This is a genomic window from Dyadobacter sp. (assembly GCF_017744695.1).
GTDB lineage: Bacteria > Bacteroidota > Bacteroidia > Cytophagales > Spirosomataceae > Dyadobacter.
Map to the genome: position 1 here is coordinate 707,822 of NZ_JAGIAS010000001.1, position 26,833 is coordinate 734,654.

Here is a 26,833-nt window from a genome sequence, read left to right on the forward strand (position 1 = left end):
TGAATGATTAATTCAAAAACCTATTGATACCGGATCGTGACCTTCTTCAACTTGCCCGTGAATGCGAATGGCGCCTGGTACTGGTCGGAAACCGCGAATTTCTGATCCCGGCCCACGTCCGTCCCATCGATCTGGCGCGGCCCCTGCACCTGCGCCTGCGTGGCTGCAAAGTTACGTTCACCTACTTTTTCGTCGTTGATGTACACCGTCTCTTTCCCCACCGACTTGCTGCCTTCCGACGGCCCCGTAAACTCATAAATCAGTTTGAAATGCACCCGGCCGGTTGGTATAGCGCCGCTTGAAGCCAAATGGTAGGAGTCCCGGGCGGTCTTGTGCGCATAATGCAGCTTTCCGTCCTTCACAAACAAGCTGATACCACTCTTCTCCCCTCCCACGGCGAACAACACACCTTCCTCTTTGCCGGTAGCGATATCCGCTTCGGCATCCACCGTGAACGACCGTCCGTCATACAGGGGGCTGCTCACACCTACAAGATTATCGACACCCGGGAAGAGCGTAATTTCCGGTACTTTGCCATAAACCGTCCGCCCTGCGGGCATATCATGCGCGGTGAAATCTTTCAGCGGGTACACGTTGTATTTCTTCGCTTCCTGATCGAAAACGGCCTGCAACGCTTTCAGCTTCTCCGGATTTTTAGCGGCCAGGTCAATGCGCTCATTGAAATCCTCATTCAAATTATACAATTCCCAGACATCCTTGCTGAAATCCACCGACTTACCCGAAGGATCGGCCTTACTTCCCGCATCGAATCCCTCCCAAACCGAATGCCCTTTCGAAGCCTTCCAGCCGTCTTTGTAAATGGATAATGCACCTGCGATCTCGTAATACTGCACCGTATGCCGCGAAGGCGCATTCTTCTGGTCTACCACATAGGCAAGGCTCGTTCCTTCAAAAGGTTCCTGCTTGTAGCCGTTGATCACCTGCGGCGCTTCGCCCTTCACCAGTTCCAGCGTTGTGGGTAGCATATCGTTCACATGCCCATACTGGTTACGAACTCCGCCCTTCTCCTTAATGCCTTTGGGATAATGCAAAATCATCGGATTGCGTGTGCCGCCTTCGGTATTGGCATCGCCTTTCCAGTAGCGGAACGGTGTATTGGCAGCGGCTGCCCAACCGATGGGGTAATCGGTACTCGATTCGTCGGTACCGATCAGATCCCGGGCATTCAGAATAGCGTCGATCCGCGCCTCTCCTTGCAGGCGGTTGATCTGCGGACTGATGGTACCATGCTGGGTACCGCCTTTGCTCGCACCATTATCACCCAGGATCACTGCAATGACCGTGTTATCGAGCTGGTCGATCTGTTCCAGGTAATTTATAATGCGGCCGATCTCATAGTCGGTGTAGGTGTAAAATGCCGCGTACACCTCCATGAAATGTGCGTAGGCCTTCTTTTCCTTTTCTGAAAGCGCCGCCCATTCTTTCACGCCGGGGTTACGTTCGGGCAGCACCGCGTTTTGCGGGATAATGCCGAGTTTCTTTTGCTTTTCGATCACGATCTCGCGGTACTTGTCCCAACCCATATCAAACTTGCCTTTGTACTGGTCGATCCACTCCTTCGCAACCTGATGCGGCGAATGCGTGGCGCCGGTAGCGAGGTACAGGAAGAATGGCCGGTCGGCATCCACCGACTTCTGGTTGGCAATGTATTTGATCGCCTTGTCGGCCAGGAGTTCGTTCAGATGTTTGGTATTCGGCTCGATGTCGAGCTTCGTCACATCCTCCCACAGCTCGGGGTGCCACTGGTCGGTGGCGCCGGGCAGGAAGCCGTAATAATGATCGAAGCCGCGCCCGGTCGGCCAGCGGTTGAAGGGCCCGGCCTGCGAGTTTTCGGCCACGGGCGTAAGGTGCCATTTGCCTAACGCGAAAGTCGCGTAACCGTTTTCCCGCAACACCTCCGCGGCAGTACCTTTCTCGAAAGGGATGTAGGTATCGTATCCCGGAAAATCAACCGCGGCCGGCGTCAGCAAACCCACATGCGCCGAGTGATGGTTCCTGCCCGTGAGCAGCGCCGCGCGCGTGGGTGAACAAATGGCGGTCGTATGGAAGTTGGTAAAACGCAAGCCGTTGTTGGCCAGCTTCTCGATATTCGGTGTTTCTACTAACCCGCCGAATGCGGTCGTTGCGCCGAAACCGGCATCGTCGATCAGTATCCAGACCACATTGGGTGCACCTTTGGCCGCCTTTTTGTTGTATTCAATATGAAACGGCGTCGATTCCTGCAGCGTCCTGCCTGCTTTGCCGTTCCATGGTTGCTGCGGACTATGCTGCGCCACCACCGGCTGAACGGCCAGGCCACCGGCCAGCACTATCGCACTGATTTTGAACAAGTTCTTCATTTTATTGGGATATATAAAAAATGATTATTCCTCTGAAGCGCCGCTTCGGTCGCCCGGCGCCGATACGTCATTTGAAGCATTGCTGCGCGGCGAGCTGCCCGGAGCGTACTCCGGATTCAGCTGCGTCGGTACCGGTGCATTGGTTTTTAACTTCCAGGCTTCGAGCTTTTCTTTCAACTCCTTCGTTTTGCCAGGATTAGCTTTGGCCAGATCTTTCGTTTCGCCGATATCTGCGCGGATGTTATACAGTTCCACATGTCCGTCTTCATAAAACTGGTGCAGTTTGAAATCGCCGGAACGAATGGTGCTCGCCGGGCGTGTCCGGAACGCGTCTTTGTTCCGCTTGTCACCTTTGTACGCTTCGAGGTAAGCCGGAAAATGCCAGAAAATATCGCGCTGCGCGGCCGGCCTGCCGGACAGAAGCGGCACAAAGCTCTGTCCGTCCACTTCTGCATTCAGGGGTTTGGAAACACGGGCCGCTTCCAGCAGGGTCGGGTAAAAGTCAATACCGATAACGGGCGAATCGGTCTGCGAGCCCGCCTTGGTTTTGCCCGGCCATTTCACGATCAGCGGCACGCGTACGCCACCCTCATAAAGCATCCCCTTCGAACCTCGCAACGGATGCTGGGCAGTGACAGCGCCCATCCCGCCATTGTCCGAGAAAAATACGATGAGCGTATTTTCGGTCAGTTCCAGGGCATCGAGTTGCTTCAAAACGCGGCCGATACCCTCGTCGGCACTCTGGATCATCGCTGCGTAAACAGGGTTATGGTGATAGGCGTCGCCCTTTTTGGATTGGTATTTAGCAATAATATCCGCTTTGGCCTCGATGGGCGTATGCACGGCGAAGTACGACAGGTACAGAAAAAACGGTTTCTGCTTGTTGGTATCGAGGAATTTCAATGCCTCGTCGGTAAGCCGATCGGTAAGGTATTCCCCTTCCCGGCCGCTGGTAATGCCCTCGTGCGGCGATGCTTTCCCATCTTTATTATACGGGTAAAAATAGGCACTCGTGCCGCCCGTACCGCCCACCACGTGCTCAAACCCCTGCGCATGGGCATCAGCTCCCTTGCCTTTCCCACCCAACTGCCATTTGCCGATCAACCCGGTGCTGTATCCCGCATTTTGAAGCTCCTCGGCGATAGTCACGAACGAAGGGTTCAAAACGGTGTTATTCTCGATCGGGATCAGCTTTCGGTCCACCGAGTTACCACGGTCGGCATTGCCCACGGTATAAATCCCATGGCGCGGCGTGTACTTGCCCGTCATGAGCGACGCGCGACTGGGCGCGCAATTCGGGCCCACGGAATAGGCCTGCGAAAACCACATACCCTCTTTCCGTAGCCGGTCGATATTCGGCGTTTCGTAATATTTGCTCCCCGCCGAGCTCAGGTCGGTCCAGCCCCAGTCGTCGACGAGGATGAAGAGGATATTGGGTTTGTCTTTCGCCTGCGCGAAGGCATAGGCGGGTAGTAAACTCAGCCAAACAGCTATTTTCAGAATGGTCCTTTGCATTATTTCCAATATTTAAAACCCTTACTCCCACCCCGGATTCTGTACCAGTTTCGGGTTCAAATCCATTTCCCGTTGCGGAATCGGGTGCAGGTAATGTTTCTCGGCGGCGTTGGTCTTGCCGGCGGCGTGCAATGCGGTGATCATCCGTTTGGTCCGGATCAGGTCGAACCAGCGTTGGAACTCGAACATCAGTTCCAGCCGGCGCTCCAAATAGATCGCCTCACGGAGCTCGTCCTTACTCAAACCGGACAATGCGTCCAGTCCTGCGCGCTTGCGGACGCGGTTCACGGCCGCGAACGCGTCGGTCGTCGGGCCGCTGCGTTCGTTCAATGCTTCGGCATAAATCAGCAATATTTCCGCAAACCGGATCACCGGGATATTCTTGGCCGATTCGGTCGGGTTTACGATCTGCGCCGGATCGAAATACTTAAAAAAGCGTGGCGGGAACGTGATCTCCTTTCCGGTCGTGGGGCTTACGAGCGATGTAAAAAAGGTAACGTCGCGCCGTTTATCCTTCTCGCTGAACAACTTATATACGTCCGCATGAGGCTCGTCCGTACCCGCCGAAGCCACACCGGGTATCCCTACCGGCGTCGCCGACGAAGCCAGGCGGTTGCCCTGCCCGTTGACATTGGATTTACATTGTGCCGAGAAAATATGCTCTTTCCCGTTCTTGGTAGCGACATTGAAAACATCCGCAAAATTCTCGAACAGATCGTAGCCATAAGGGCCGTTGATCACTTCGAGGCTTTTTGCAGCAGCCTTGTCCCATTCCTGGCGGGTGAGGTACACCTTCGCCAGAATGGATTTGGCGGCACCACCGGTGGCCCGGCCGGCATCAGCACCCGCGAAAGAGTTGGGCAACGCCTCCGCGTCTGTCAGGTCCTGGATAATCTGCTTGTACACATCCTCTTTAGGTGTGCGCGCAACCTGAATGGCCTCGTTGCTCAGCGAGCCGTTTTCTTCGAGGATCAGCGGAACGTCACCCCAAAGCCGTACCAAATTGAAATACAGTAACCCACGCAGAAACTTCGCTTCGTTCACAAGCCGGGTACGCAGAGTCGCGTCCATTTCAATACCCGGAATACGTGCTATGGCGATGTTCGCCCGGTTAATGGCCACATAGCTTTCTCTCCACAATTCATCCACGCGGTCGTTGGTCGTCGAATGCGCCAGCACGGAAATCGTGCGCACGTCGGCATTCGTCACCCGCAGGCCCGCGATGGCATCGTCCGACATGATTTCGAATGCGAGGTGAAACAGCCGGTTGTACATCGTAAGCCCGCCGTTGTTCAATGCGGCATTGTACACAGCGGTCACCGCAGCGAGTGCGTCGCTTTCGGTCTTGTAAAATTGTTCGGTGGTAATGAGGGATGAGGGTGCTTCGTTCAGGTCGGTGCAGGCCGTAAAACTGAAAATGCCGAAGAACAGGAATAATATCTTTTTCATGTATTGTCAAGTATGGTGAGGCGTGGTCATTTGTGGTCAGGTATTGTCATTTATTGTCAGGTATTGTCATTTATAGTCAGGTATTGTCAGATGTGGTCAGGTGTGGGCAGGTATTGTCAAATGTGGGCAATGGGTTAGTTCTCTTATTTCAATGACCATTCATGATTACACCGGACGACAACGACTACGCCTGACAACAAATGACCATTCATGACAATACTTGACAACAAATGACTACATCTGACAACACCTGACCCATTACAAAGAATACTTAGAATGAAATACTGAGACCGCCGAGGAACGACTTGCTGCCGGGATACACGCTGTAATCGATTCCCTGCGTGAGCGTGCTCTGCTCGTTGCGGCTTACCTCGGGGTCGAATCCGGTGTACTTGGTCCAGGTAAGGAGATTGGCCGCCGACACATAGACCTTGATCTGGCTTGCGTGAATTTTCGCAGCAATGGCTTTGGGCAAATTGTAGCCCAACGTCACGTTTTTCAGGCGCAGGAACGAGGCGTCCTCCACGTAACGGCTCGTATTCACAGCGGCCGGGTCCTCGAATGCTCGCTGGACCACATTGGTCGGGTTGGTCGGTGTCCAGCGTTCCAATGCAGTTATAGAGGCATTCTGTTGGCCTGTCAGGAGTTCGAGCTGCTGCTTATTCTGGTTGAAAAGCTTATTGCCATAAGTCCCCTGAAAGAAAAAGCTCAGATCGAAGTTGAGGTAGGACAAGGTATTGGTAATCCCTCCCTGAAATTTCGGCTGCGCATTACCGATGAGCGCCCGGTCGTCTGCCTGTGTAATCTTACCATCGCCATTGATATCGACATAGCGGCGGTCGCCCGGTTTGGTCGTCGCCGGGTTAATGGTCGGCAGGTTCGCAATATCGTCGCCGGTCTGGAAGAGGCCATTGGTTTGGTAACCATAAAATGAGCCGAGGGGCTGGCCTACTTTGGCAATATTGGCACCCGAAATGATGTAATTGGCGCCGTCGCCGAGGGTCAGCACTTTATTGCGGTTAATGGAGAACACAAAATGGGTATTCCAGGTAAATGCACCGGTAAAGTTCTCGGTGTTAATCCCGAGCTCTATCCCCTTGTTCTCCACCGAACCGTAGTTCTGCAAAGCGGTGGACTGGCCGGTTGTATAAGGGATCGGCACATTCAGGAGCAGGTTTGTCGTCTTTTTGTAATAGGCATCCAACACGAAATTGATGCGGTTTTTGTACAGTGAAAGATCGATACCCGCGTCGTATTGCGCGGTCGTTTCCCAGCCAAGATCAGGGTTGGCGATGCGGTTCGGTGCAAAACCAATGTAAGTCTGCCCGCCGAAGAAATAGGTATTGGAATTCAATGTCGCCAGCGAAAGATACTGTCCGATTTCCTGGTTACCCGTCACCCCCGCGCTCAGGCGGAGTTTCAGGTTGCTGATGGATTTATAGTTGGCCAGGAAATCTTCCCTCGAAATATTCCACGCAAATGCGGCAGAAGGGAAATAGCCCCATTTCTTATCCTTCCCAAAGCGGGAAGAGCCATCGGCACGGCCGCTCACGGTGAAAATGTATTTCTGGTCGATCGAATAATTGATACGTCCCAGCCAGGAGTTCAGTGCCCAGGCCGAAGAGCCGGACGACGGCTGGCTGTACACCGAACCGCTCCCGAGGTCGTTGTATTCCAACTGGTCGGTTACGAATGCCTCGGATGCAGCAATGGCACTTTCGGTTTCAAATGCCTGCTGCGTGTAGCCGACTACAACGTTGAGTGAATGCTTCTGGTTAAAAGTTCTGGAATAACTCAATGTGTTCTCGTTCAGCCACGTCGAGGAAAACTTCGTCCCCACCGAAGCCTTGCCCGTCGGGTTGGAGTTGGCGCCCTGGTAAATATCCGACGGCACATACCGGTTCTGCTTGTTGTTGATCACATCCGCGCCGAACGAAACCTTTCCTACCAGGCCTTCCAGGAAGGTATATTCCCCGTACACATTGCCGAGCACGCGATAGGTTTTGGTTTGATTCACTTCTTTTTCCAAAGTTGCGATCGGATTACCCAGTGGCGTCTCGAACTCGCTTTGATAGGTGTATTTGCCATTCGCGTCGTACACATGCACGGTCGGCGGCATTGCCAGCAGCGCATTTACTACGCCATTGTTGGCCACCTGCGCAGTGATTTTGCTCGCGGTCAGATTGACACCCACTTTGAATTTGGAGGAAAAATCGCGGTCGAGATTGATCCTCCCCGAATACCGCTCAAAATCGGTATTGCGCAGCACGCCATTCTGTTTGAAATAATTCCCCGAAATAGAATAGCGCGTACGGTCATCGCCGCCGGTTAAGGACAGCTGGTGGTTCTGGATCGATGCCGCCCGGAATGCTTCGCTTTGCCAGTCGGTACCTTCCCCTAATGCATCGATTTGCGCCTGCGTGTAATAAGGTGCTTTTCCGGAGTTGGCACGCGCATCGTTTTTGAGCAATGCCCAATCTCTGGCGCTGGTGAGCACATCCACTTTTTTCAGGACCTTCTGGGTGCCGTAGTAGGCGTCGTACGTCAGGGTATTCTGCCCGGCTTTCCCTTTTTTGGTCGTGATAATCACTACCCCGTTGGCACCGCGCGAGCCGTAAATCGCCGTGGCTGAGGCGTCTTTTAACACTTCGATGGATTCAATATCGCTCGGGTTCAGGCTGGACAGCGCGTTGATGCTCGGCCCCGCGGTCACGCCCGCACTGGCGTCGGCATTGCTGTTGTACACCGGAAAACCGTCGATCACGTACAGCGGCTCGTTACCGCCGGTAATGGAGTTGCCCCCGCGTATGCGTATGCTCACGGCCGCGCCCGGCTGTCCCGACGTTTGCGTTACCTGCACACCCGCCGCTGCCCCCTGCAATGCGCGGTCGAATGAACTGATGGGCTGTTTCAAAGCCAATTGAGGCACCGAAGCCACAGAGCCGGTAATATCGCCTTTTTTCTGCGTCCCATAACCGATCACAACCACTTCGTCGAGCACGTTGGCCGTTTTCAGGACAACCTCGGCGGGTTCGCCGGTGAGTTCATAAATATCGATTTCCTGCTGCTGGTAGCCGGTCAGGTTCACTTGCAGGGTGAAAGGAAAATCTTCGGGGGCGGGAATGGAAAACTTGCCGTCGAGGTCGGTGGCGGCATAGCGTGCTGTGCCTTTGAGGACGACCGTCGCTCCGGGAATGGTTTGCCCGGAGGCATCCTTCACCACACCGGTGACGGTTTCCTGGGCATAGGAATAACTCAAAAAGCCTGTCAGAAACAGGACCACGTAGAGGTACTTTCTCATTATCAGTACTAAGCGGGTTTAGTAATTATTAAATAAAACAGCCTTGATTGAACTTTGAAATTTGCTGATGATGAAAAACAAGTGTCGTCGCCGGTTGCCGAAATGGCGACCTCGCTACGTGAACCTTAATCCATATACGCAACCCAGCGCATATGCGAAGCCCTGACCCTGTGTTCAAAGTATGGCAGGCATTTGTAAATGTACCGTCTGGAAATGGTGGTTATTTCCGGTCGACAGGGCTTCAATAAAATACTTACTCTATAAATTCTGTGGGCAAAGTAAAATTATGTATCCCAATAATGCAAGGCTATTCCTGCATTATTGGGATATTTTAAGCCGGTGACTTACAATAGGAAACGGATTAGTCTATTTTGGTTACTTTCAGATCGGTAAAATGCCCCAGCGAGCCCGGCCCGATCCACAAGCCCACGCTTCCGCGCAGGTCTTTCCCTTGTTTCAGGTCATTGACGACCAATGTGGGCTGCGAAGCGCCGTTGACATAAAACCGGGCGGTTTCGTCCTTCACTTCAATCTTCACTTTGGTCCATTCGGCCGGTACCATGTCGGCATAGGCCTCGTATTTTTCCGGTGTTTCTTTACGCAGCTTTTCCCAGGGGTATCCGGGCATCGAAACGTATTGCGTCGAGTGGTTGCGGCGTACCTGGTCGTCGGCACGACCATTAGTCGGCCGGATGTAGAAAAGCTCCATTTTGGAAGTATCCGCGGCAATCCGAAATGCGATCCCGACAAAGCCACGCGCCCCTTCGCCTGCATTCGCTTGCGGCTGGCCCGAAATCGTGGCTTCGATCGTGCCGTTGTGAAAATCGATGTCTTTCAGCACGGCCACAGTCTTTTCGTTCACGGCCATTTTGGGCATTTCCAATGCAACGCCTGATTTCCCTTTGTATTCGGTAGCCGCGACGGTCACCTGAAAAGGCGTAAGCAAAGCGGGTTTAAGCGCGATATTCTGCGCTTTGGCAGAAGTGAGCAGACAAGACAGGGCGAATGAAAGCCCTAGCGCAGTGGTGGTGATTTTTTTCATGGCTGTTATAAAGTAATTTTTGGAATGGTTATCAAATGCATAACCATTCCAAAACTACTTATTTGCCTGTGCTTTTTCCAGCGGCCCGCTCAGCTCTTTTTTTAATGTGGCTGTCGTCCGACGGCATCCGCTGCACGAGTGGCGGCGGGGTATCACCTATTTTCTTTTTGTAGGCTTCCAGCGAGGTAAGCAGTTCGTTTGCCTTCGCGGGGTTGGATTTCAGGAGATTATACTGCTCACCAATGTCTGTTTTGAGGTTAAACAATAATGTATCCGCGGCTGGAACGATCACTGCATTCCCTACTTTTACATCTTTCTGCGGCAGCCGGATCTTCCAGTCGCCCTTGCGGTACGCTTCGATAATGCCGTTGGAATAGTAGGCAAATTCATCGCCTTTCCGCTTCGCAGTACCAAAGAGCACGGGACTGATATCCTCGCCGTCGAGCGGCTTTTGGGTTTGCGTTTTCTGACTGCCTGTGAGGCTGATAATGGTCGGATAAAGATCGAGTTGCGATGCGAGATCGTCATAAACCGTGCCCGGCTTGATTTTACCCGGCCAGTAAGCTACGGCAGGCACACGTTGCCCCCCTTCGAACGTGGTACCCTTGCCCTGCCGTAATGGTCCGGCTGAGCCGCCTTCCACATCGAAAATCAGCCAGGGGCCATTGTCGCTCGTGAAAACTACCAGCGTATTTTCTTCCAGGCCATTCTTTTTCAACGCTTTCACCACCTCTCCCACGCTCCAGTCCAGTTCCTCGATCACATCGCCATACAATCCTCTTTGGGATTTACCCTCAAATTTCGGGGAAGCGTAAATCGGCACATGGGGCATGTTATGGGTAATGTAGAGGAAAAACGGCTTGTCCTTATTCTGGTCAATGAAACGGACTGCCTCTTTGGTGTACGTCTGCGTGATATATTTCTGGTTTACCTTAATGCTGTCCACATCGTTGCCGCGCAGGTACACTACGCCCATCATGTCGTTGCTGTAAGGAATGCCGTAATATTCATCGAAACCATTCTGCAAAGGCAAAAACTGCCTATGGTGCCCCAGGTGCCATTTCCCGAATATCGCAGTTCGGTAGCCATTGCCTTTCAACGCCTCGGCGATGGTCACCTCTCCGGCCGGAATACCGGTAAAGCTTTCAGGAAAAAACACATGATCGATCCCCAGCCTGCGCGGGTACCGGCCCGTAATGAGCGCCGCGCGCGTAGGACTGCACACGGGCGAGGCCGAATAGAACGATGTCAGTTTAATGCCCTTAGTGGCCAGGCCGTCGATATTCGGCGTGCGAATATCCGTAGCGCCGAATGTGCCGATATCGCCGTACCCGAGATCATCGGCAAGGATCACGACAATGTTGGGCTTACGCTGAGCCTGCGTCGTCAGCGTTGCCAGGAGCAGCGCGGCACCTATTAGTAATCTTCTCATGGAAGGATATTTAAATGTTACTTTTCCTTTTGTATTAAACCCACTTTTTCCTGATTCTCCTCGTGTTGGTCGATCACCAGCTGCTTCACTTTTCCATTGAAAGCAAAAGTGCCGGGATAATCTTTGGTAACCGGGGAATTAAGGTCTTTCCCGACGCTGAACCCGTCGGAAGAAGCCGAGGCGAGGTATTTAGTTCCGATACCCGCCTGCTCGGCCGCCTTTTCGCCGTTCACAAGCAAAATCACCTTTTGATCGGCGGCAAATTCAAGGCGGACAGTATTCCGGCCCTCTTTCAATGCTTTGGAAGATGTCAGCACGACGGGTTTCAGACCGTCGTTAAGCAGGTAATGCAGTTTGTTCTGCCGGATATAGAGACTCGTTCCGCCCAGCAACCCGCCATTGGCGAAAATCACGCCTTCCGTATGCTTACCTGCCTCTATTTCAGCTGTGATAGCTACGGGCCCTTTGCCGATGTAAACCCTCGTTTTGATGGTCGTACCTTCATAAATCACCGTTTTGGGGCGGATCTGCGGCGGGGTAAGTCCGGCACGGAAGTTTTTCAACGGGTACACGTTGTACTTCTCCGCTTCCTCGTCGAAGAGTTTTTTCAATGCTTCCAGTTTTTCAGGGTATTGGGCGGCGAGGTCGTTGATCTCGTTCCAGTCTTCATTGATATTGTAAAGCTCCCATTTGTCGCGCTTGAAATCCGCGATGAAATTGATATCGGTCGTCTGCTCGCCGAATGTGTTCCGCGGGTGGTAGACACTTGCTTTCCAGCCATCCTTGTAAATAGCCCGGCCGCCGTGCAGCTCGTAATACTGCTGCGTATGTCGTGCCGCAGCCTGCGCGTCATTGAGCGAATAGGCCAGCGAAGTACCGTGGAACGGCCATTGTTTGTAGCCATTGATTTCATCCGGCACCTTCACGCCCGTCAGTTCGATGGTCGTAGGCAGAATGTCGGTCACATGTGCATACTGCGCACGGAGCCCTCCCTTATCGGCAATACCCTTCGGGTAGTGGACGATGAGCGTGGTATGCGACGCGCCTTCCGCATTCACATCACTTTTCCAGTACCTGAACGGCGTGTTGGTAGCCTGTGACCAGCCCAGCGGATAGTTGGGATAACTGTATTCAGTGCCCAGTTTATCATATTGAGATAAGAGGAATTTGATATCGTCTCCCGCCGACTTCTCGGCTGTACCCGCAGTACCCGTGTAAGTTCCTTCCTTGCTACCGCCATTATCGCCTACCACCAGGAAAATCAGCGTGTTATCCAGCTGACCAATCTGTTGCAGGTAATCCACCACTCTGCCCACCTCGTAGTCGGTATAGGAAAGAAACCCGGCATATACTTCCATGAACCGGGCGTAAATCTTCTTTTCATCGGCCGAAAGCGAATTCCAGGGTTTGATACCCGTCTGCCGCGGAGGCAATTGCGTGCCTTTGGGCGCGAGTCCGCCGGCGAGCTGCCGTTGGAATACCTTTTCGCGGTATTCGTCCCAGCCGCCATCGAACTTCCCTTTGTACTTATCGCTCCACTCGCGCGCTACGTGATGCGGCGCATGTGCCGCGCCGGTGGCCAGATAGAGAAAGAACGGCTTTTCGGGATCGGCCGATTTCTGATTGGCAATGTAGGAGATAGCCTTATCGGAGAGCAGCTGATTTAAATGTTTGGTATTCGGTTCGATATCGATCGGCGAAGTTTCCTCCACCAGCTGCGGGTGCCACTGATCGGTAGCCCCGCCAAGGAAGCCGTAGAAATGCTCGAAGCCACGACCGGTCGGATAGCGGTTGTACGGCCCGGCGATCGTGAGGTCGCGCGGCTGATTGCCATGCCATTTGCCCAATGCGAATGTGTTGTAGCCATTTTCCTTGAAAATCTCGGCCACCGTTCCCGCTTCGAAAGGGATATTACCGTTGTAACCCGGTGCTCCAATGCCCAGTTCGGCGTGGTGGCCCATCGCCACCGCGTGCGGGTTCCTGCCCGTGAGCAGGGATGCGCGTGTGGGACTGCAAATGCCGGTTGTATGAAAGTTCGTGTAGCGCAAGCCGCCTTTGGCCAGCTTTTCAAAATTGGGGGTGTCGATCAGCCCGCCGAATGCCGACGTTGCTCCGAACCCTACGTCGTCGAGCAGGATCCATACCACGTTGGGTGCACCTTTTGGGGCTTTGGGTTGCTCCTGCCACCATTGCTCGGTCTCTTCGATTGTCTTGCCTATCTTTCCCTGAAAGGGCTGAACAGGGTCATGCTGGGCCGATGCCTGGCCAAAAACGGCAGTGCTGAGCACAAAAAGGCCCAGCCGCTGCCTGGTCAGGGCGGATAATAGTCGTTTTTTCATAAAGGTTTTGAAATGAATGGGGCAGAAGAAAGCGGGCACCACGGATGTCGTGCCCGCTGGCGTGCAAACCTTACTTTACAGCCTGAAATCTTTCCAGCTTCTCTCTTTCATCGGCCAGGCGCTTCGCATCGGCTTTCAGGTAACCGAATTGGTGCAGGTCTTTATCCGCATTCGCCGCTACCCAAAGCAGGAATTTTTTGGCCTCCGGGTTGGAATTGTTTTTAGCGATCGAAAAGTGAATGTTTTCAACCGGCACATTTTTCACTTTTTCGGCTTCGAGCGTAGCAATCACCTGATCCAGGCTTTCCAATGCTTTTTCCTCTTTCGAAACGCGGCCGTTGCCATCCAGGTCGACGGGGATGATCGTCAGTCCATCTACCGGCTTGCGGGTTTGCAGGTCGTACGCGAGGCCCGGGGTGGTGTAGGTAATCCCCGTTTCATCTTTCAGGAGTGCCTTGATCAAATGCTCGTCGGCACCCGCAATGGCTTTCCCCTTGATATTCTGCTGTTCATAACCAAAATATTTGGCGAAAGTAAGCGGCGCCCCGGCTTTCTGCAAGCGTGTGTAAATGGTGTACTGGGTCGTTAGCGACTTGTCTTTTTCGGCATAAATATCGTGGAAGAATATCTGCTTGTAAGTCTTCTCATTCAGCCCTTTGTCGGCATATTCCTTCGCAAACGCCGATTTCGCATTTGCTACCGGCAGTAATGCATAACGGCCGATCGAAATGTATTCGCGCGTATCTTTCACTTCCTTTTCCTGGTCATAGGCCTCGATCAGCAGGTCATATTTCGCCGGATCCGTAATTGTGCGCGTTTCGATCACGATCTGGGCCTTGGGGTTGGTCGCGGTGTATTCTTTGATCCATTTGTCGACCAGCGGGTAAGCGAAACGCACGCCGGTAATGATTACCTTATTGTCGTTGGTTTCTTGTGCGAATGCATGGGGAAAGGCAGCCAACGCCAGACCTGCTGCCAGAAAGATTCTCTTAAAGTTTTTCATGATGTAAAAAGTGGTTGGAAGCGTGAGCCTGCTGGCCCCACAGCATAATAAATGATATGTAAACAGAGTGAAAATCAGAGAACGGCGACATGAACCGCTGTCAAAAGGAGCTCAACAACAGCAACAAGATGCGATAGCAAAGGAATAGCCGGAAGGGCCCACCATAGGCACAATACTACTGCGCGAAGAATAACGATCCATCGATTTCATGTTTGAAAAAGATTTTGGTATTGATCTCGTCTGCTGGTGGTTAACAGATAAAATCTACTAATTTGATAGACAAAGTAAGTTTAAAGAATTCAGAAACGCAAGGGGTTGGGTTGAAATTCCTGGAAAATTGGGGTTATGGAAAGATTACCAGACGACTTGGAGGCTTTCGCTGGCGTACTTCCGGATGTTTCTATCTATTGTGATGAGCGCACATTTCTGATGAAGCGCCTGCCAAATGAGCATTCGGTCGAACGGATCTTTGTGGTGGGAGGCCGAGAGTTTGAAGAAGGTGGAACACAGTTCAACGGAGAGCGGCAATATGTCAAAGTGTGCTTTAAGTGCCTCCTTCACGAAATCCTCGGGATTTGCACCATCCAGATTAAGCTTGTTTATCGAACGTTTGATGGACATTTCCCAAAAACTCAGTGCGCTAACAACGATATCATTGTTTTTATTTCTTAAAATACGCTGAACGTTAGCAGGGAGCTTTTCAAAATCCGTGAGTGCCCAAATTAATGTGTGTGTATCGAGCAGATAGGTCATAGGCCAAGAAACTCTTCTGTCGTCATTTTAAAATCGTCTGCAAATGTAACTTTAACCTTACCTTTCAGGCCTCCCAATTTTCTGGGTCCTTTACCTCTTTGAACTAAACTCCCGGGAACAAGATATGCCTGAACTGCCTGCTCCTCCCCGAAAGTAACCCCCACTCTTTCTCCTTTTCTGAGTTCCAAAAGGACTGCTGAGGCATTTGCTTCGATTTGATCTGCGCTAATGGTCATCGTACGTCTGTGTTTAATGTTTGAACCAATTTACGACATTTACAAACCATCCACTAGCAAAAACATACCTAATGTCCCAACGGTACCACCGTATTATCAACCGTCTGAGACTTCGCCTTTTTCTTACTCCATTTCTTAAAATCCTTCCAAATCGCCTCGGGGTAGAGGTTTATCCCATAGCTGTAATAAAATCCGCTGAATCGCTCGCGGAATTCGCCGGAGGAGAGTGCATTGCGGTAGCCGATCTGCGAGTTGATACCCGCCCAGCGCAGCGCCCGGTACTCGGCGTATACGCCTACTTGCAGGGGAATGAAGTAATCTTTCCGAGAACCGGACTTGAGGCCGTCGAACAAGTCGCGGAAACGGGTACTTTGGTTGCCGATACCTACTTCGAGGGGCGTAGATAATACCCAACGTTTGTTTCGGATGGCCGTGTGCCAGTAGGCAAAATTAGCGAAACGGACATCTGTGGCCGTGTAGTATGAGAGGTTGAGCGGATTGGGGAATATGTTATGCCAGTTCACAAGCCTCCGGGCCGCATTGTAGCCCAGCCAGTAGTAGCCGGCCGTGAGACGGTTACGTTTCTCCCCGAAGGTAATACCCGCATTGACGCCGAAAATATTAATATGTTTCCGCTCGATAAATGTTCCCCGCGCGTCAAAATTAAAGAACAGCTTGACCTTGTTTTGTGCAGCAGTAGTTTCGGTGGCAGCAGTGTTCCTCACGGTGAGGGTATCCTGTGCGGCAGCCGCTTTTTTTGCAACAGCAACGGAATCGGTTTGGGCGTAAACGGCCACTTGTCCTGCCAGTAGCAGCGGCAACAGTAAAAAAATAGTCTTGTTAGGGCGCTTACGCGGTTCTTGGAAACCGTATTTCATCTCGACTTCAAAACAAAACGGCAATAGGCCTGCTTCGCTTTTCATCTTATCAGGCCCACCGGGAGTATTGCATGAAGTAACGCAAAACCGGCGAAAGAAATTTACGGATTAAAAAAATTTAATCCGCGAACCTCAATTTACCCGCTTCGTAAGCGCATTCAGTTCATTATCAGTGGGCGTGGCCGAAGGGATGCCACCGGCAGGGATATCGATTTTGGCCGCCCATGCGATCGCATTCAGCACCAGTTTGCGGAAGTTATCATTCTGCCAGTTTTTGTGCATATGGCCTCCGGTAAACCCAAACCCCCGGCCTCCGTCGGGCCGCTCGAAAGCCCAGGCGAGCGTTTGCATTTCCTTTCTGGCAATGACCGCCTCGCGGACAGCAGGGTTATTGGAATGCGTCCCATCGGGCTTATTCAGCGTGGATTCCGGTGGTAATGCCTGCAAAATGGGTGTCACTCCTTTCATGCCAGGTGCAAAACGCATGTGATAATACCACTCATCGCGTATGCTGAAAGGTTTCAGGCCGCGTGCGACGGGATGATCAGGGAATCGGGCAAAACTGGCTTCCCACACAGGATTTACTGACCAACTGGTTTCAAAATACCCCCCTATCCATTTCATAAAGCTTTCTCCGCCCGCCCTGGCATCCACTTCAAGGGAAAAATGCAGGTTGACGATACCGGCCCCACGTGCAACAAGTTCATCCATTTTGGCCGCATGCACCAGTTCCAGGTGATCGGTACCCCCGCCATCGAGGTAGAAAACGATGGCAGCTGCATTATCGAGTACGGATTCGTCCTTAGGCCAGCCGTTGCGCACGACTATCGCCTCAACACCCGGCAAACTGTCGTTTAACGCTTTCGAGAGCAAAGTACAGCCGCCATTGTGCTCGTGCTCGCCTTTCCCATGGCTGTCGGGCCCGGCAATGAAGACGATCTTTTTCCTGAGTACAGTATTGGCGTTAGATTTAACCTGAGCTTCGGCCACTGTCAAAAACAGTACGAAGCCCAAAATGAGCATGCATATCCTGTCCATTTCTTCCAATTTTTAATGGATGGCCCGTTTCGGGACCGGTAGCTGGCAGGAATTGTATAAAAATCAAGCCATGGGTTACTTCATCGCGAGACTGATGAGCTCGGCGGTGTTTTTCACGTTGGCCTTTTTCATGATGCTGGCGCGTTGGTTGGCAACGGTATTGGAGCTGATATCGAACTTTTCGGCTATATCCTTACTGCTCATCCCTTCGGTGAGGCATTTGAGGATCTGCTGCTCGCGCGGGGTTATAATTTTCCAGATCGATTTTTCCTGAACTTCCTCCTGCATGGGGCGTACGTCCGACACGCGTGACAGCTGTTTGAGGAGATTTTTGATTATCACCGACGACGCATAAGGCGGAAAATAGAGCTCTCCTTTGGCAATGGCGCGAATCGCCCGGAGCATTTCGTCCCGGCTGGTATCCTTTTCCAGATATCCCGAAGCACCATTCAGCGCTGATGAAAGCACATAATCGGTGTTGTTGTGCATGCTGAATACCAGGATTTTCGCAGACGGGAACACCGGCACGATCTGCTTGATCACGTCCAAACCCGGCATACGGGGCATCGTCAGATCGAGCAGGATTACATCGGGCTTCACTTTCTCGACCATATCCCATACCTCGTCGCCGTCCGCGGCTTCGCCGGCGATAATCAGGTCTTCTTCATCTTCGAGCAAGGTGATAATGCCCTGCCTCACTACCGAATGATCGTCTACAACTAAAATCCGAATAGGCATACGTGGTGGTCAGCTAATCAGCAATAAGTCATTATAAATCAACCTGAACGACCAATCTCGTACCGCTATCCACTTTGGAAATAATCTCTATTTCACCATTCAGCAGCCGGGTGCGCGTACGGATATTCTCCATCCCGTTACGGGTCAGGAACTGTCCTTCTGACTTTAAATTACTAATTAAAAATCCTTTTCCGTCATCCGCAATTTCCAAAACGATGCGATTCTTATTTTGTTCCAATTTTATCTTGATCAGATCCGCATTCGCATGTTTCACGGCGTTGTTTAGTGCTTCCTGAGCAATGCGGTATAGCCCGATTTCCGTGGGACGCGCCATCATGATCCGCTCGCCGGTCTCGCCTTCAAACAAAATTTTGATCCCCGACACATCCGACGTCTGCTGGCAAAGCAGCTTCAATGCAGAGGCCAGCCCAAAATCGCTGAGCACCGAAGGCATCAAATTAAACGATACCTGCCGTGTTGTCTGAATGATATCCTGGATCAGCGTTACCAGCTGTTCGAAGCGCTTCTGGTGTTTCTCATCGTGAAATTGCACGGCTTTCAGTTTCTCCGCATGCAATTTCAGGCCCGTCAGCATTTGACCGATCCCGTCGTGCAGTTCCAACGCAAAACGTTTCCGCTCTTCTTCCTGCCCTTCGATCAACGCCCCTGCCCTGACGCGATCCTCGGCGAGCTGCAGTGCGTATTTTTCCTCTTCGAGACGCAGCAGTTCTTTCTGCGTCTCGACAAGCTGACTATTAGCCTCTTGTAGTCTCTGATTGGACAGTTGCAACGCATCTTCCGATTCCGTCAGCATCCGCACCACACGGCGCGTAGTATTCACCACCGGCCTGAATATCAGCAAACCTTCCGCCACGAGCACCAGGATCGTCATCAGATCGAGTATCCATTCGATGCGTTCCAGGTTTTGGAGCCTCTCAAAACTCTCCTTATCGAACTGGAACACAATGCGGTTCATCTGCGACAGAAACTGCGGCTCGTTGGCGAGTACTTGTGCTAATGCGCGCTGTTTCGCAGCCACATCGGCGTCGTCGCGACTGATAATTAGTAAATTTTGATAAATACGGTCAAAAACGGGATCCAGCTCATGGAACATGGTATCCAGCGGCTGACTCTTCCAGGTTACAAAACCTTTTTCTACCGGTAATTTCCTGGATACCAGATCTTCATGGCTGTCTTTCCACAACGTGAGCAACGAATTAAAACTCACGGAGTCGCGATGCTCGATACCGTTGATTTTCAATACGGCCAGTTTAGTAAGGCGCTGGCTGAGCATACGCTGCCGGCCGGCGACATTTACCAATCGGCTGTCGTGGTTAAGATTCCGGATCGTACGCCTGATCAGAAACAGACCACTCACCGTAAGCAAAGCCACCACACACAATGCCACTACATAAAACCGGGTGAGGCTGCCCGCTACGCGTTTGTCGAGTCTTTCCATTTGCTAACAGCCAGGGTTTGAAACCCCTGGTTAAAGATCGGTCTTTGACCGGACGGCGCTGCCGTTTGGCAGGTACGCCTGCGGCTGCCCGCTTACAGGCTATATCGACTGCATATCTTACAAGCCGACGTAGACGCGGTTCTCTTTCACCATTACCGGGAAAGTGTTGATCCGGTACTCATCGTCGTTCAGGCACTGTCCGGTTTGCAATGAAAAGGTTTTTTTGTGAAAAGGACAAGCGACTTTCGGTTCTTCGCCGTGGCTGCCGATCATTCCGCGTGAAAGGGCCATCTGCTGGCGATGCGGACATTGGTTATCGGTCGCGTACCATTCCCCCCTTCTTGCAAAGTTGTAAATGGCAATTTGCCGGCCGCTGATAAACGCGCAACCACCGCCGTCCTCAGGGATATCGTCGACGTAGCATGCCATGTGCCAGGTTACTTCGTTCATTGTGTCTGTGAGCGTTTCCATTTTTGCTATAAGATTGATCGTTGTGCCACCCCGGGTTGAAACCCAGGGGAAGAGATTTATTTTCTTTTGATACTGTATCCCCGGGTTAAAACCCGGGGCAATGGGATTTTCAATTTTTAATCCATTTCCGCTGGTTTCGGCAGACGAACCCGGGGCAATGGGATTTTCAGTTTTTAATCCATTTCCACTGGCTTCGGCCGACGGACGCGGGGCAATTGGATTTTCAATTTTCAATCCATTTCCGTTGGCTTCAGCCGACGGAAGCGGGCCGCGGAATGTCCGCTGCCTTACACCCATTCCGTGGCCCGCTTCTGGTCGCGCATGCCCTCGAACGTGATGCTTGGGTCCTTGATGGGCGTGTTCACGAAGTGTGTGAAACGTTTGCGAAGCTCGGGACTTTCTACCACTTCGCGCCACTCGCATTTGTATACGTCGATCAGGTTTTGCATATCGCGTTCGAGCTCTTCCGCGATACCCAGTACGTCGTCCACGACCACAGCTTTCAGGTAGTTCATCCCACCCTCCATTTTGTTCAGCCAGGTGGCGGTACGCGTCAGCGGATCAGCTGTTTTGATATAGAACATCAGGAAACGATCAATCAGGCGGAGGCAAGTTTCCTTATCTACATCGCTGGCCAGCAACTGCGCATGCTGCGGCTTGGCCCCACCATTGCCGCATACAAACAGGTTCCAGCCCTTATCGGTAGCGATAATGCCAAAGTCTTTGCTTTGTGCCTCCGCGCATTCGCGGACGCAACCCGATACCGCCGATTTCAGCTTGTGCGGCGAACGCAGACCTTTATAACGATCTTCCACTTCGATAGCGAACGATACCGAATCCTGTACTCCGAAACGACACCAGGTAGAGCCTACGCAGCTTTTCACGGTACGTAACGATTTTCCGTAGGCGTGGCCGCTTTCAAAACCTGCATTAATCAGTTCTTCCCAGATATCCGGCAAGTCGCCCAGATGCGCTCCAAACAAGTCTATTCGCTGACCACCGGTGATTTTGGTATACAAATTATATTTCTGTGCCACCTGACCGATCACGATCAGTTTCTCAGGTGTAATCTCTCCACCTGGAATCCGCGGAACTACAGAGTATGTGCCGCCTTTCTGAATGTTTGCCAGGTACCGGTCGTTCGAGTCCTGCGCCACCGCACGGTCCTTTTCGAGGATATTTTCATTCCAGAGGCTGGCCAGAATCGAGGATACAAGCGGCTTGCATACTTCGCAGCCATCACCTTTACCGTGATGATCGAGCACGGCCCCGTACGTTTTCAACCCATTCATTTTCACCAAATCCAGCAGTTCCTGCCGTGAGTAGTCAAAATGCTCGCAGATCACATTGCGGACGTACACGCCTTTCTCCTTCATCACGCCGGCGATCAGGTCTTTCACCATCGGGATACAACCGCCGCAGCCCGTACCAGCTTTGCAGCATTTTTTCAGTGCATCCACGGTATGGTGGCCGTTTTCGCCTACTTCATGGCAGATCATGCCTTTGGTAACGGCCTCGCACGAGCATATGAGCGCGTCGTCGGGCAGGCTCATGACGCCCGCACCCGCTTCCTCGCCCCCGCGGGAGCCCAGGATCAGATCCTCCGAGTCAGGAGGCAGGATCGTTTTGTTCTTGCAGGTTTGCAGGAGCATATTGTATTGCTCTGCCTCTCCTACCAGGATTCCGCCCAAAAGTGTTTTGCCGTCGGTGCTTACATTAATGCGTTTATAAATGCCTTTGGCTTTGTTTTCGTAGCGTATTGTCCGGCAAGCAGGCTCCTCCACAAACGGGTCGCCGAAGCTCGCCACGTCGGTACCGATCAGTTTCAGCTTGGTCGACATATCGTAAGGAAGGAACTCCTTTTCGCCGCCTGTCAGCATGGTAGCCACCACGTCGGCCATTTCATAGCCCGGCGCGATGAGTCCGTAGATCATATGGTGGGCCAATGCGCATTCCCCGATCGCGAAAATCGACGGATCGGAGGTTTGCAATTGGTTATTCACGACGATACCACCACGTGGGTGCGTTTCAAGGCCTGCAATTTTCGCCACTTCGTCGCGTGGGCGGATACCTGCGGAAATGACGAGCATATCCACGTCGAGGAAGGTATTATCGGCAAACTGCATTCCTTCGATACGGTCGTCGCCTTTGATCTCCTGCGTGCTTTTTGAAAGATGTATCTGTAAACCGAGGGATTCGAGCTGGCTTTGCAGCATGCGCGAGCCGGCATCATCGATCTGCCTTGGCATGAGCCGTGGGGCGAATTCCACCACGTGTGCTTCTTCCAGGCCGAGGTCCAGTAATGCCTTTGCCGCTTCCAGCCCCAGCAAACCGCCGCCAAGCACGGCACCTTTCCGGGCCTTTTTGGCATACGACTGGATCAGTTCGAGATCCTCGATCGTGCGGTACACAAACACCCCATCCTTTTCAACTCCCGGAATCGACGGAACGAACGCCCCGGAGCCGGTCGCCATGACAAGGTAGTCATAATATACTATGTACCCATGGTGTGAACGCACCAGTTTTTCTTCCCGGTCGATATCCACCACCGGGTCGGACAAAAACAGCCGTATCCCATTCTCCACATACCATTCTACACCGGCCATGGAAAGGTCATCTGCCGTCTTCCCTGCAAAAAACTCGCTCAAATGTACTCTGTCGTAGGCAGCACGAGGCTCTTCGCCGAATACGGTGATGGTAAAATCCTGTCCATCCTTTTTTCTCGAGAGGAGCTTTTCACAGAATTTGTAGCCCACCATACCATTGCCAACCACGACGACCCGGGTGTTTGAAACAGCTTTCATAGTAATTAATAACTATTGATTTGTGAAAACATAATTATTTTGTTGTACTATTCTAATATTATGTGCGTGTTATCACTTTTTTAATAAGTCAAAAGTAAATCGTGTTTTCTGATTTTCCTAATTTTTAATTCGCATTTATGATTAAAAACAAACATAAATTTTGGTAAAATGATTGTTTTATAAAATTTGACTAGTAAATTTGAACCAATAATTAATATAGTTATAAAATACTATATATAGTATATTTCTAATATTCACCCTATTATATATAAGAGATGGAAGCAAAACTGACACTGGTAGGAGCCGGTCCCGGAGACAGCGAACTGATCACATTGAAAGGAATGCGTGCATTGCAAACCGCGGATGTGGTGCTGTACGACGAGCTCGCTAACACGGCATTCCTGGAATTTGCGCCAGCCCACGCATTGAAGATGTATGTAGGCAAGAAAGTGGGGAACCCTTCCTTCTCGCAGGACGAAATCAACGGCCTGATCGTCCGCCTCGCCCGCAAGCGCGGCCATGTAGTAAGGCTGAAAGGCGGAGACCCTTTTGTGTTCGGTCGCGGGCATGAGGAAATCGAATATGCGCAGGACCACGACATCCCCTGCGAAATGGTACCGGGCATTTCCAGCAGCATTTCAGTGCCTGCTTCCCTGGGCGTACCGGTTACCCGCCGGGGCCTGAGCGAGAGTTTCTGGGTGATCACCGGCACAACGCAGAACGGCGAGCTTTCGGACGACCTCCGGCTGGCGGCGCAATCGAAAGCGACGGTAATCGTATTAATGGGTTTGAATAAACTGGAAGAGATTTGCGCACTATACAAACACTTCGGACGCGGCCATTTGCCTATGGCGGTGATCCAGAACGGCACCCGGCCGGATGAGAAGAGCGTGGTGGGGCAGGTTTGGGAAATGCCCCGGCTCGTACGCGAGCACGGAATCGGCACGCCGGCTATCATGGTCATGGGCGAAGTAGTAGCCCTCAGCCCCGCTTACGCATTGGAATACCTGCAAAACATGCAGATGGCATTTTGACTTGCTTAGCTTCCACTCCAACCTAAACATAATCACAATGAGAAAAGCTGTTTACCTCATTTTGCTGGGTATCACCGGGACCGGCTTGCTGGGCCCGACGCGGACAATGGCCCAATTTAGCCTTTCGGGACAATTACGGACCCGGACGGAATTGCTTGACGGACAAGGCACCATGCTTTCCAAAGGTGAGAAGCCTGCCTTTTTCACTTCCCAGCGTACCCGTCTGAATGCGGGCTACAAAGGTTACCGGACACAGTTTTTCGTAGCCGTTCAGGATGTGCGCGTTTGGGGACAGGACGCCTCGACCAACAACCGCATCACCAATTCATCGCTGAATGGTTTGATGCTGCACGAAGCCTGGGGAGAGATCAGCCTGCTGGATACCAACCAGACCAAACTCGGGAAAGAATTTGCATTGAAGATCGGCCGGCAGGAGTTTCTCTACGACGACAGCCGTGTACTCGGCAACCTCGACTGGCTGCAACAGGCACGACGCCATGATGCGGCGCTCGTTAAATACGGCAACAATGGCTTTACAGCTCACCTCGGCGTTGCGTATAACCAAAACCGTGAGCTCAAAACGGGTACTTTGTATGACGGCGTACCCGTAGGCTACCCAGCCGGTACGAACGGGATCGGGACGATGTATAAATCGCTGCAATTTCTCTATTTGGGTAAAAAGTTAAAGCAGGGAAATGCATCGTTTCTCGTTGTAAAAGATGATTTTCAGAAATATACGTTAGATACGGCGGGCGTGAAGAAGCTGGCCAACGGCGTACGGAGCCGCGTTACCATCGGGCCGTATTTACAAACCAAATTGGGCAAGAGCTGGACGCTGACTGCGAATGCTTTTTACCAAACCGGTAAAGATAAAGACGGTGCGTCGCTGAGCGCCTATATGTACTCTGTCCGGGGGATGTATGCAATGAACCGGGTATTTTCCATTGGCCCCGGCTTTGACTACACCTCCGGAACAGCTACCGGGTCGGCCAAAAACCACACTTTCGACCCGCTTTACGGCACGCCGCACAAGTTTTGGGGGCAAATGGACTACTTCTATGCCGCGAACGGCTTTGGCAAGGGCGGGCTTTCGGACCTTTACATTAATACGACCATCAAGGCTTCCGAAAAACTCTCGATCAATACCGATCTCCACCATTTCGCGAGCGCGGCGGCAGTCCGGGTTTCTGATAACCAGAAGCTTTCATCCAGCTTCGGCGAAGAACTCGACATTATCGCCAACTACAATCTGACAAAGACCATCAGCTTCCAGGGCGGCTACTGCGCATTCTTCTCGACCAACAGTCTCGCACAGGTAAAGGGTGTAAAAAATCCGCAAAAAATGTCCAACTGGGCGTACCTGATGATCAATATCAAACCTGAATTCCTGAAATAAGTCTGTCATAACCATCAATTTCAAACCTCTTATTACTATGGAAACGACCAATAAGCCGCTTGAAAAACTCAATATTTTCAGTTTCAAGGGCGTACAAATGCGTACCTTCCATCTGACCTGGATGGCGTTCTTCCTTTGTTTTTTCGGATGGTTCGGACTGGCCCCGCTCATGACGGTGATCAAAACCGACCTGGGATTGACCAAACCGCAAATAGGCAACATTATCATCGCTTCCGTGGCGGCAACGGTGATCGCCCGCATCGCAATTGGTAAACTCTGCGACTCCTGGGGACCACGCAAAACTTATACTGCATTGCTCGGGCTCGGCTCTATTCCGGTGATGACGGTTGGCCTGGTGAATTCGTACGAAGGCTTTTTGCTCTTCCGTCTCGCTATCGGCGTGATCGGCGCGTCGTTTGTGGTGACGCAATACCATACTTCCGTGATGTTCGACAAGAAGATCGTCGGAACGGCTAATGCGGTAGCCGGCGGGTGGGGTAATCTTGGTGGCGGTATTACCAACATGGTGATGCCGTTGATTTTCGCAGCATTCGTAGGTGCGGGATATTTGCCTGAATCGGCCTGGAGAATCGCGATGGTGATCCCGGGAGCCGCATTGCTGATCTTCGCGTTCGTATATTACTTCTTTACCAAAGACACCCCAGCCGGCAACTTCGAAGACCTGGCCGTGGTTAACCCGAAAGCCGCCAAAGCGAAAGGTACATTGGGTATTGCCATGCGCGATCCCCGCACCTGGGCGTTGTTCCTTGCTTACGGCGCATGTTTTGGAATTGAGATCACTTTCGACAACGTAGCTGCACTGTATTTCTCGGAAAACTTCAATACCTCACTCGCGACGGCGGGGATCCTCGCTGGGACGTTCGGCTTTATGAACATTTTCGCCCGTGCCGTGGGAGGTATCGTCGCCGATAAGGTAGGTAACAAATGGGGAATGCTTGGCAAGGGACGCCTGCTGGCACTACTGCTCGTTCTCGAAGGAATCGGCATTGCATTGTTCGCGCAGAGCGGCAGCATTGTCGGCGCGGTGATCACGATGCTTTGCTTCGCGATGTTTTTGAAAATGGCGAATGGCGCGACCTATGCGATCGTACCTTTCATTAATCAAAAGGCTATCGGTTCGGTAAGCGGTATCGTAGGTGCAGGCGGTAACGTGGGCGCAGTGCTCGCAGGCTTCCTGTTCAAATCCACGACCATCAGCTACTCGCAGGCATTCATGTACATAGGCGTAGCGATCGCGTGCGTCGCCGCCATTGTAGCATTGATCAATTTTGAAAAAGTACAAACAATCACGGCAGAAACCGGCCAATTGGAACCGCTGCCCGTTGATTGAAATCAACGGAAATTGATAAAAATCGATGGAGCCCAATGATTGCCGCGTACCCGTTGATTGAAATCAACGGAAATGGATAAAAATCGATGGAGCCCAATGATTGCCGGGCGCCCGTTGATTGAAATCAACGGAAATGGATAAAAAATCGATGGGTTCCGATGATTGCCGGGTGCCCGTTGAATGAAATCAACGGAAATGGATAGGCGATGGATTCCCCAAAATGCCACGGAGTGG

The 26,833-nt window shown here is 52.0% G+C and carries 19 protein-coding genes; 3 read left to right on the forward strand and 16 right to left on the reverse strand.

What is annotated here, in order from left to right:
* Window positions 1–20: 20 nt before the first annotated feature.
* From J7619_RS02745 to nirB, 16 genes are all read right to left on the reverse strand, one after another.
* A complete protein-coding gene (locus J7619_RS02745) occupies window positions 21–2,360 on the reverse strand; it encodes an arylsulfatase (protein WP_291193659.1) in 2,340 nt (779 codons plus the stop codon).
* A 24-nt stretch (window positions 2,361–2,384) separates the two neighbouring features.
* Entirely contained in the window at window positions 2,385–3,875 is a 1,491-nt protein-coding gene (locus J7619_RS02750; RefSeq protein WP_291193661.1) for a sulfatase, read from the reverse strand.
* A gap of 21 nt (window positions 3,876–3,896) precedes the next feature.
* Complete coding sequence (locus tag J7619_RS02755) at window positions 3,897–5,324, reverse strand: RagB/SusD family nutrient uptake outer membrane protein (protein ID WP_291193662.1); 1,428 nt, start codon at window positions 5,322–5,324, stop codon at window positions 3,897–3,899.
* A 271-nt stretch (window positions 5,325–5,595) separates the two neighbouring features.
* Window positions 5,596–8,625, reverse strand: coding sequence for a TonB-dependent receptor (locus tag J7619_RS02760; RefSeq protein ID WP_291193663.1), 3,030 nt, complete (start codon window positions 8,623–8,625; stop codon window positions 5,596–5,598).
* A gap of 361 nt (window positions 8,626–8,986) precedes the next feature.
* Complete coding sequence (locus J7619_RS02765; RefSeq protein WP_291193665.1) at window positions 8,987–9,667, reverse strand: hypothetical protein; 681 nt, start codon at window positions 9,665–9,667, stop codon at window positions 8,987–8,989.
* Between the two features lie 58 nt (window positions 9,668–9,725).
* The gene (locus J7619_RS02770) at window positions 9,726–11,099 is read right to left on the reverse strand and encodes a sulfatase (protein WP_291193668.1); all 1,374 of its coding nucleotides are present in this window, start codon (window positions 11,097–11,099) and stop codon (window positions 9,726–9,728) included.
* A 17-nt stretch (window positions 11,100–11,116) separates the two neighbouring features.
* Complete coding sequence (locus tag J7619_RS02775) at window positions 11,117–13,438, reverse strand: arylsulfatase (protein WP_291193671.1); 2,322 nt, start codon at window positions 13,436–13,438, stop codon at window positions 11,117–11,119.
* A 70-nt stretch (window positions 13,439–13,508) separates the two neighbouring features.
* Window positions 13,509–14,441 carry a hypothetical protein gene (locus tag J7619_RS02780; RefSeq protein WP_291193674.1) on the reverse strand — a complete coding sequence of 311 codons (933 nt, stop codon included), beginning with the start codon at window positions 14,439–14,441 and terminating at the stop codon, window positions 13,509–13,511.
* 354 nt (window positions 14,442–14,795) lie between these two features.
* Window positions 14,796–15,194, reverse strand: a complete 399-nt coding sequence (locus J7619_RS02785) for a type II toxin-antitoxin system VapC family toxin (RefSeq protein ID WP_291193677.1) — start codon at window positions 15,192–15,194, stop codon at window positions 14,796–14,798.
* On the reverse strand, window positions 15,191–15,430 hold the full coding sequence (locus J7619_RS02790; RefSeq protein WP_291193680.1) for a prevent-host-death protein: 240 nt from the start codon (window positions 15,428–15,430) through the stop codon (window positions 15,191–15,193). Before J7619_RS02790 ends, J7619_RS02785 begins: the two co-directional genes overlap by 4 nt.
* Window positions 15,431–15,498: 68 nt before the next feature.
* The gene (locus J7619_RS02795) at window positions 15,499–16,353 is read right to left on the reverse strand and encodes a hypothetical protein (RefSeq protein ID WP_291193683.1); all 855 of its coding nucleotides are present in this window, start codon (window positions 16,351–16,353) and stop codon (window positions 15,499–15,501) included.
* 87 nt (window positions 16,354–16,440) lie between these two features.
* Window positions 16,441–17,346, reverse strand: a complete 906-nt coding sequence (locus J7619_RS02800; RefSeq protein WP_291193686.1) for a ThuA domain-containing protein — start codon at window positions 17,344–17,346, stop codon at window positions 16,441–16,443.
* A 75-nt stretch (window positions 17,347–17,421) separates the two neighbouring features.
* Window positions 17,422–18,084: a response regulator transcription factor gene (locus J7619_RS02805; protein ID WP_291193689.1), complete on the reverse strand. Its 663-nt coding sequence runs from the start codon at window positions 18,082–18,084 to the stop codon at window positions 17,422–17,424.
* A gap of 31 nt (window positions 18,085–18,115) precedes the next feature.
* Window positions 18,116–19,543, reverse strand: a complete 1,428-nt coding sequence (locus tag J7619_RS02810) for an ATP-binding protein (RefSeq protein ID WP_291193692.1) — start codon at window positions 19,541–19,543, stop codon at window positions 18,116–18,118.
* A gap of 117 nt (window positions 19,544–19,660) precedes the next feature.
* Complete coding sequence (gene nirD, locus J7619_RS02815) at window positions 19,661–20,014, reverse strand: nitrite reductase small subunit NirD (protein WP_291193695.1); 354 nt, start codon at window positions 20,012–20,014, stop codon at window positions 19,661–19,663.
* Between the two features lie 287 nt (window positions 20,015–20,301).
* Window positions 20,302–22,818, reverse strand: coding sequence for a nitrite reductase large subunit NirB (gene nirB / locus J7619_RS02820; protein ID WP_291193699.1), 2,517 nt, complete (start codon window positions 22,816–22,818; stop codon window positions 20,302–20,304).
* A gap of 275 nt (window positions 22,819–23,093) precedes the next feature.
* On the opposite strand from nirB, the gene cobA reads away from it, so the two are divergent.
* Genes cobA through J7619_RS02835 form a run of 3 tightly spaced genes read left to right on the forward strand, consistent with a single transcriptional unit; the run spans window position 23,094 to window position 26,599 of the window.
* Window positions 23,094–23,852, forward strand: coding sequence for a uroporphyrinogen-III C-methyltransferase (gene cobA, locus J7619_RS02825; RefSeq protein WP_291193702.1), 759 nt, complete (start codon window positions 23,094–23,096; stop codon window positions 23,850–23,852).
* A 37-nt stretch (window positions 23,853–23,889) separates the two neighbouring features.
* On the forward strand, window positions 23,890–25,248 hold the full coding sequence (locus J7619_RS02830; protein ID WP_291193704.1) for an alginate export family protein: 1,359 nt from the start codon (window positions 23,890–23,892) through the stop codon (window positions 25,246–25,248).
* 37 nt (window positions 25,249–25,285) lie between these two features.
* A complete protein-coding gene (locus J7619_RS02835; protein WP_291193707.1) occupies window positions 25,286–26,599 on the forward strand; it encodes a NarK family nitrate/nitrite MFS transporter in 1,314 nt (437 codons plus the stop codon).
* The last annotated feature ends 234 nt before the right edge of the window (window positions 26,600–26,833 follow it).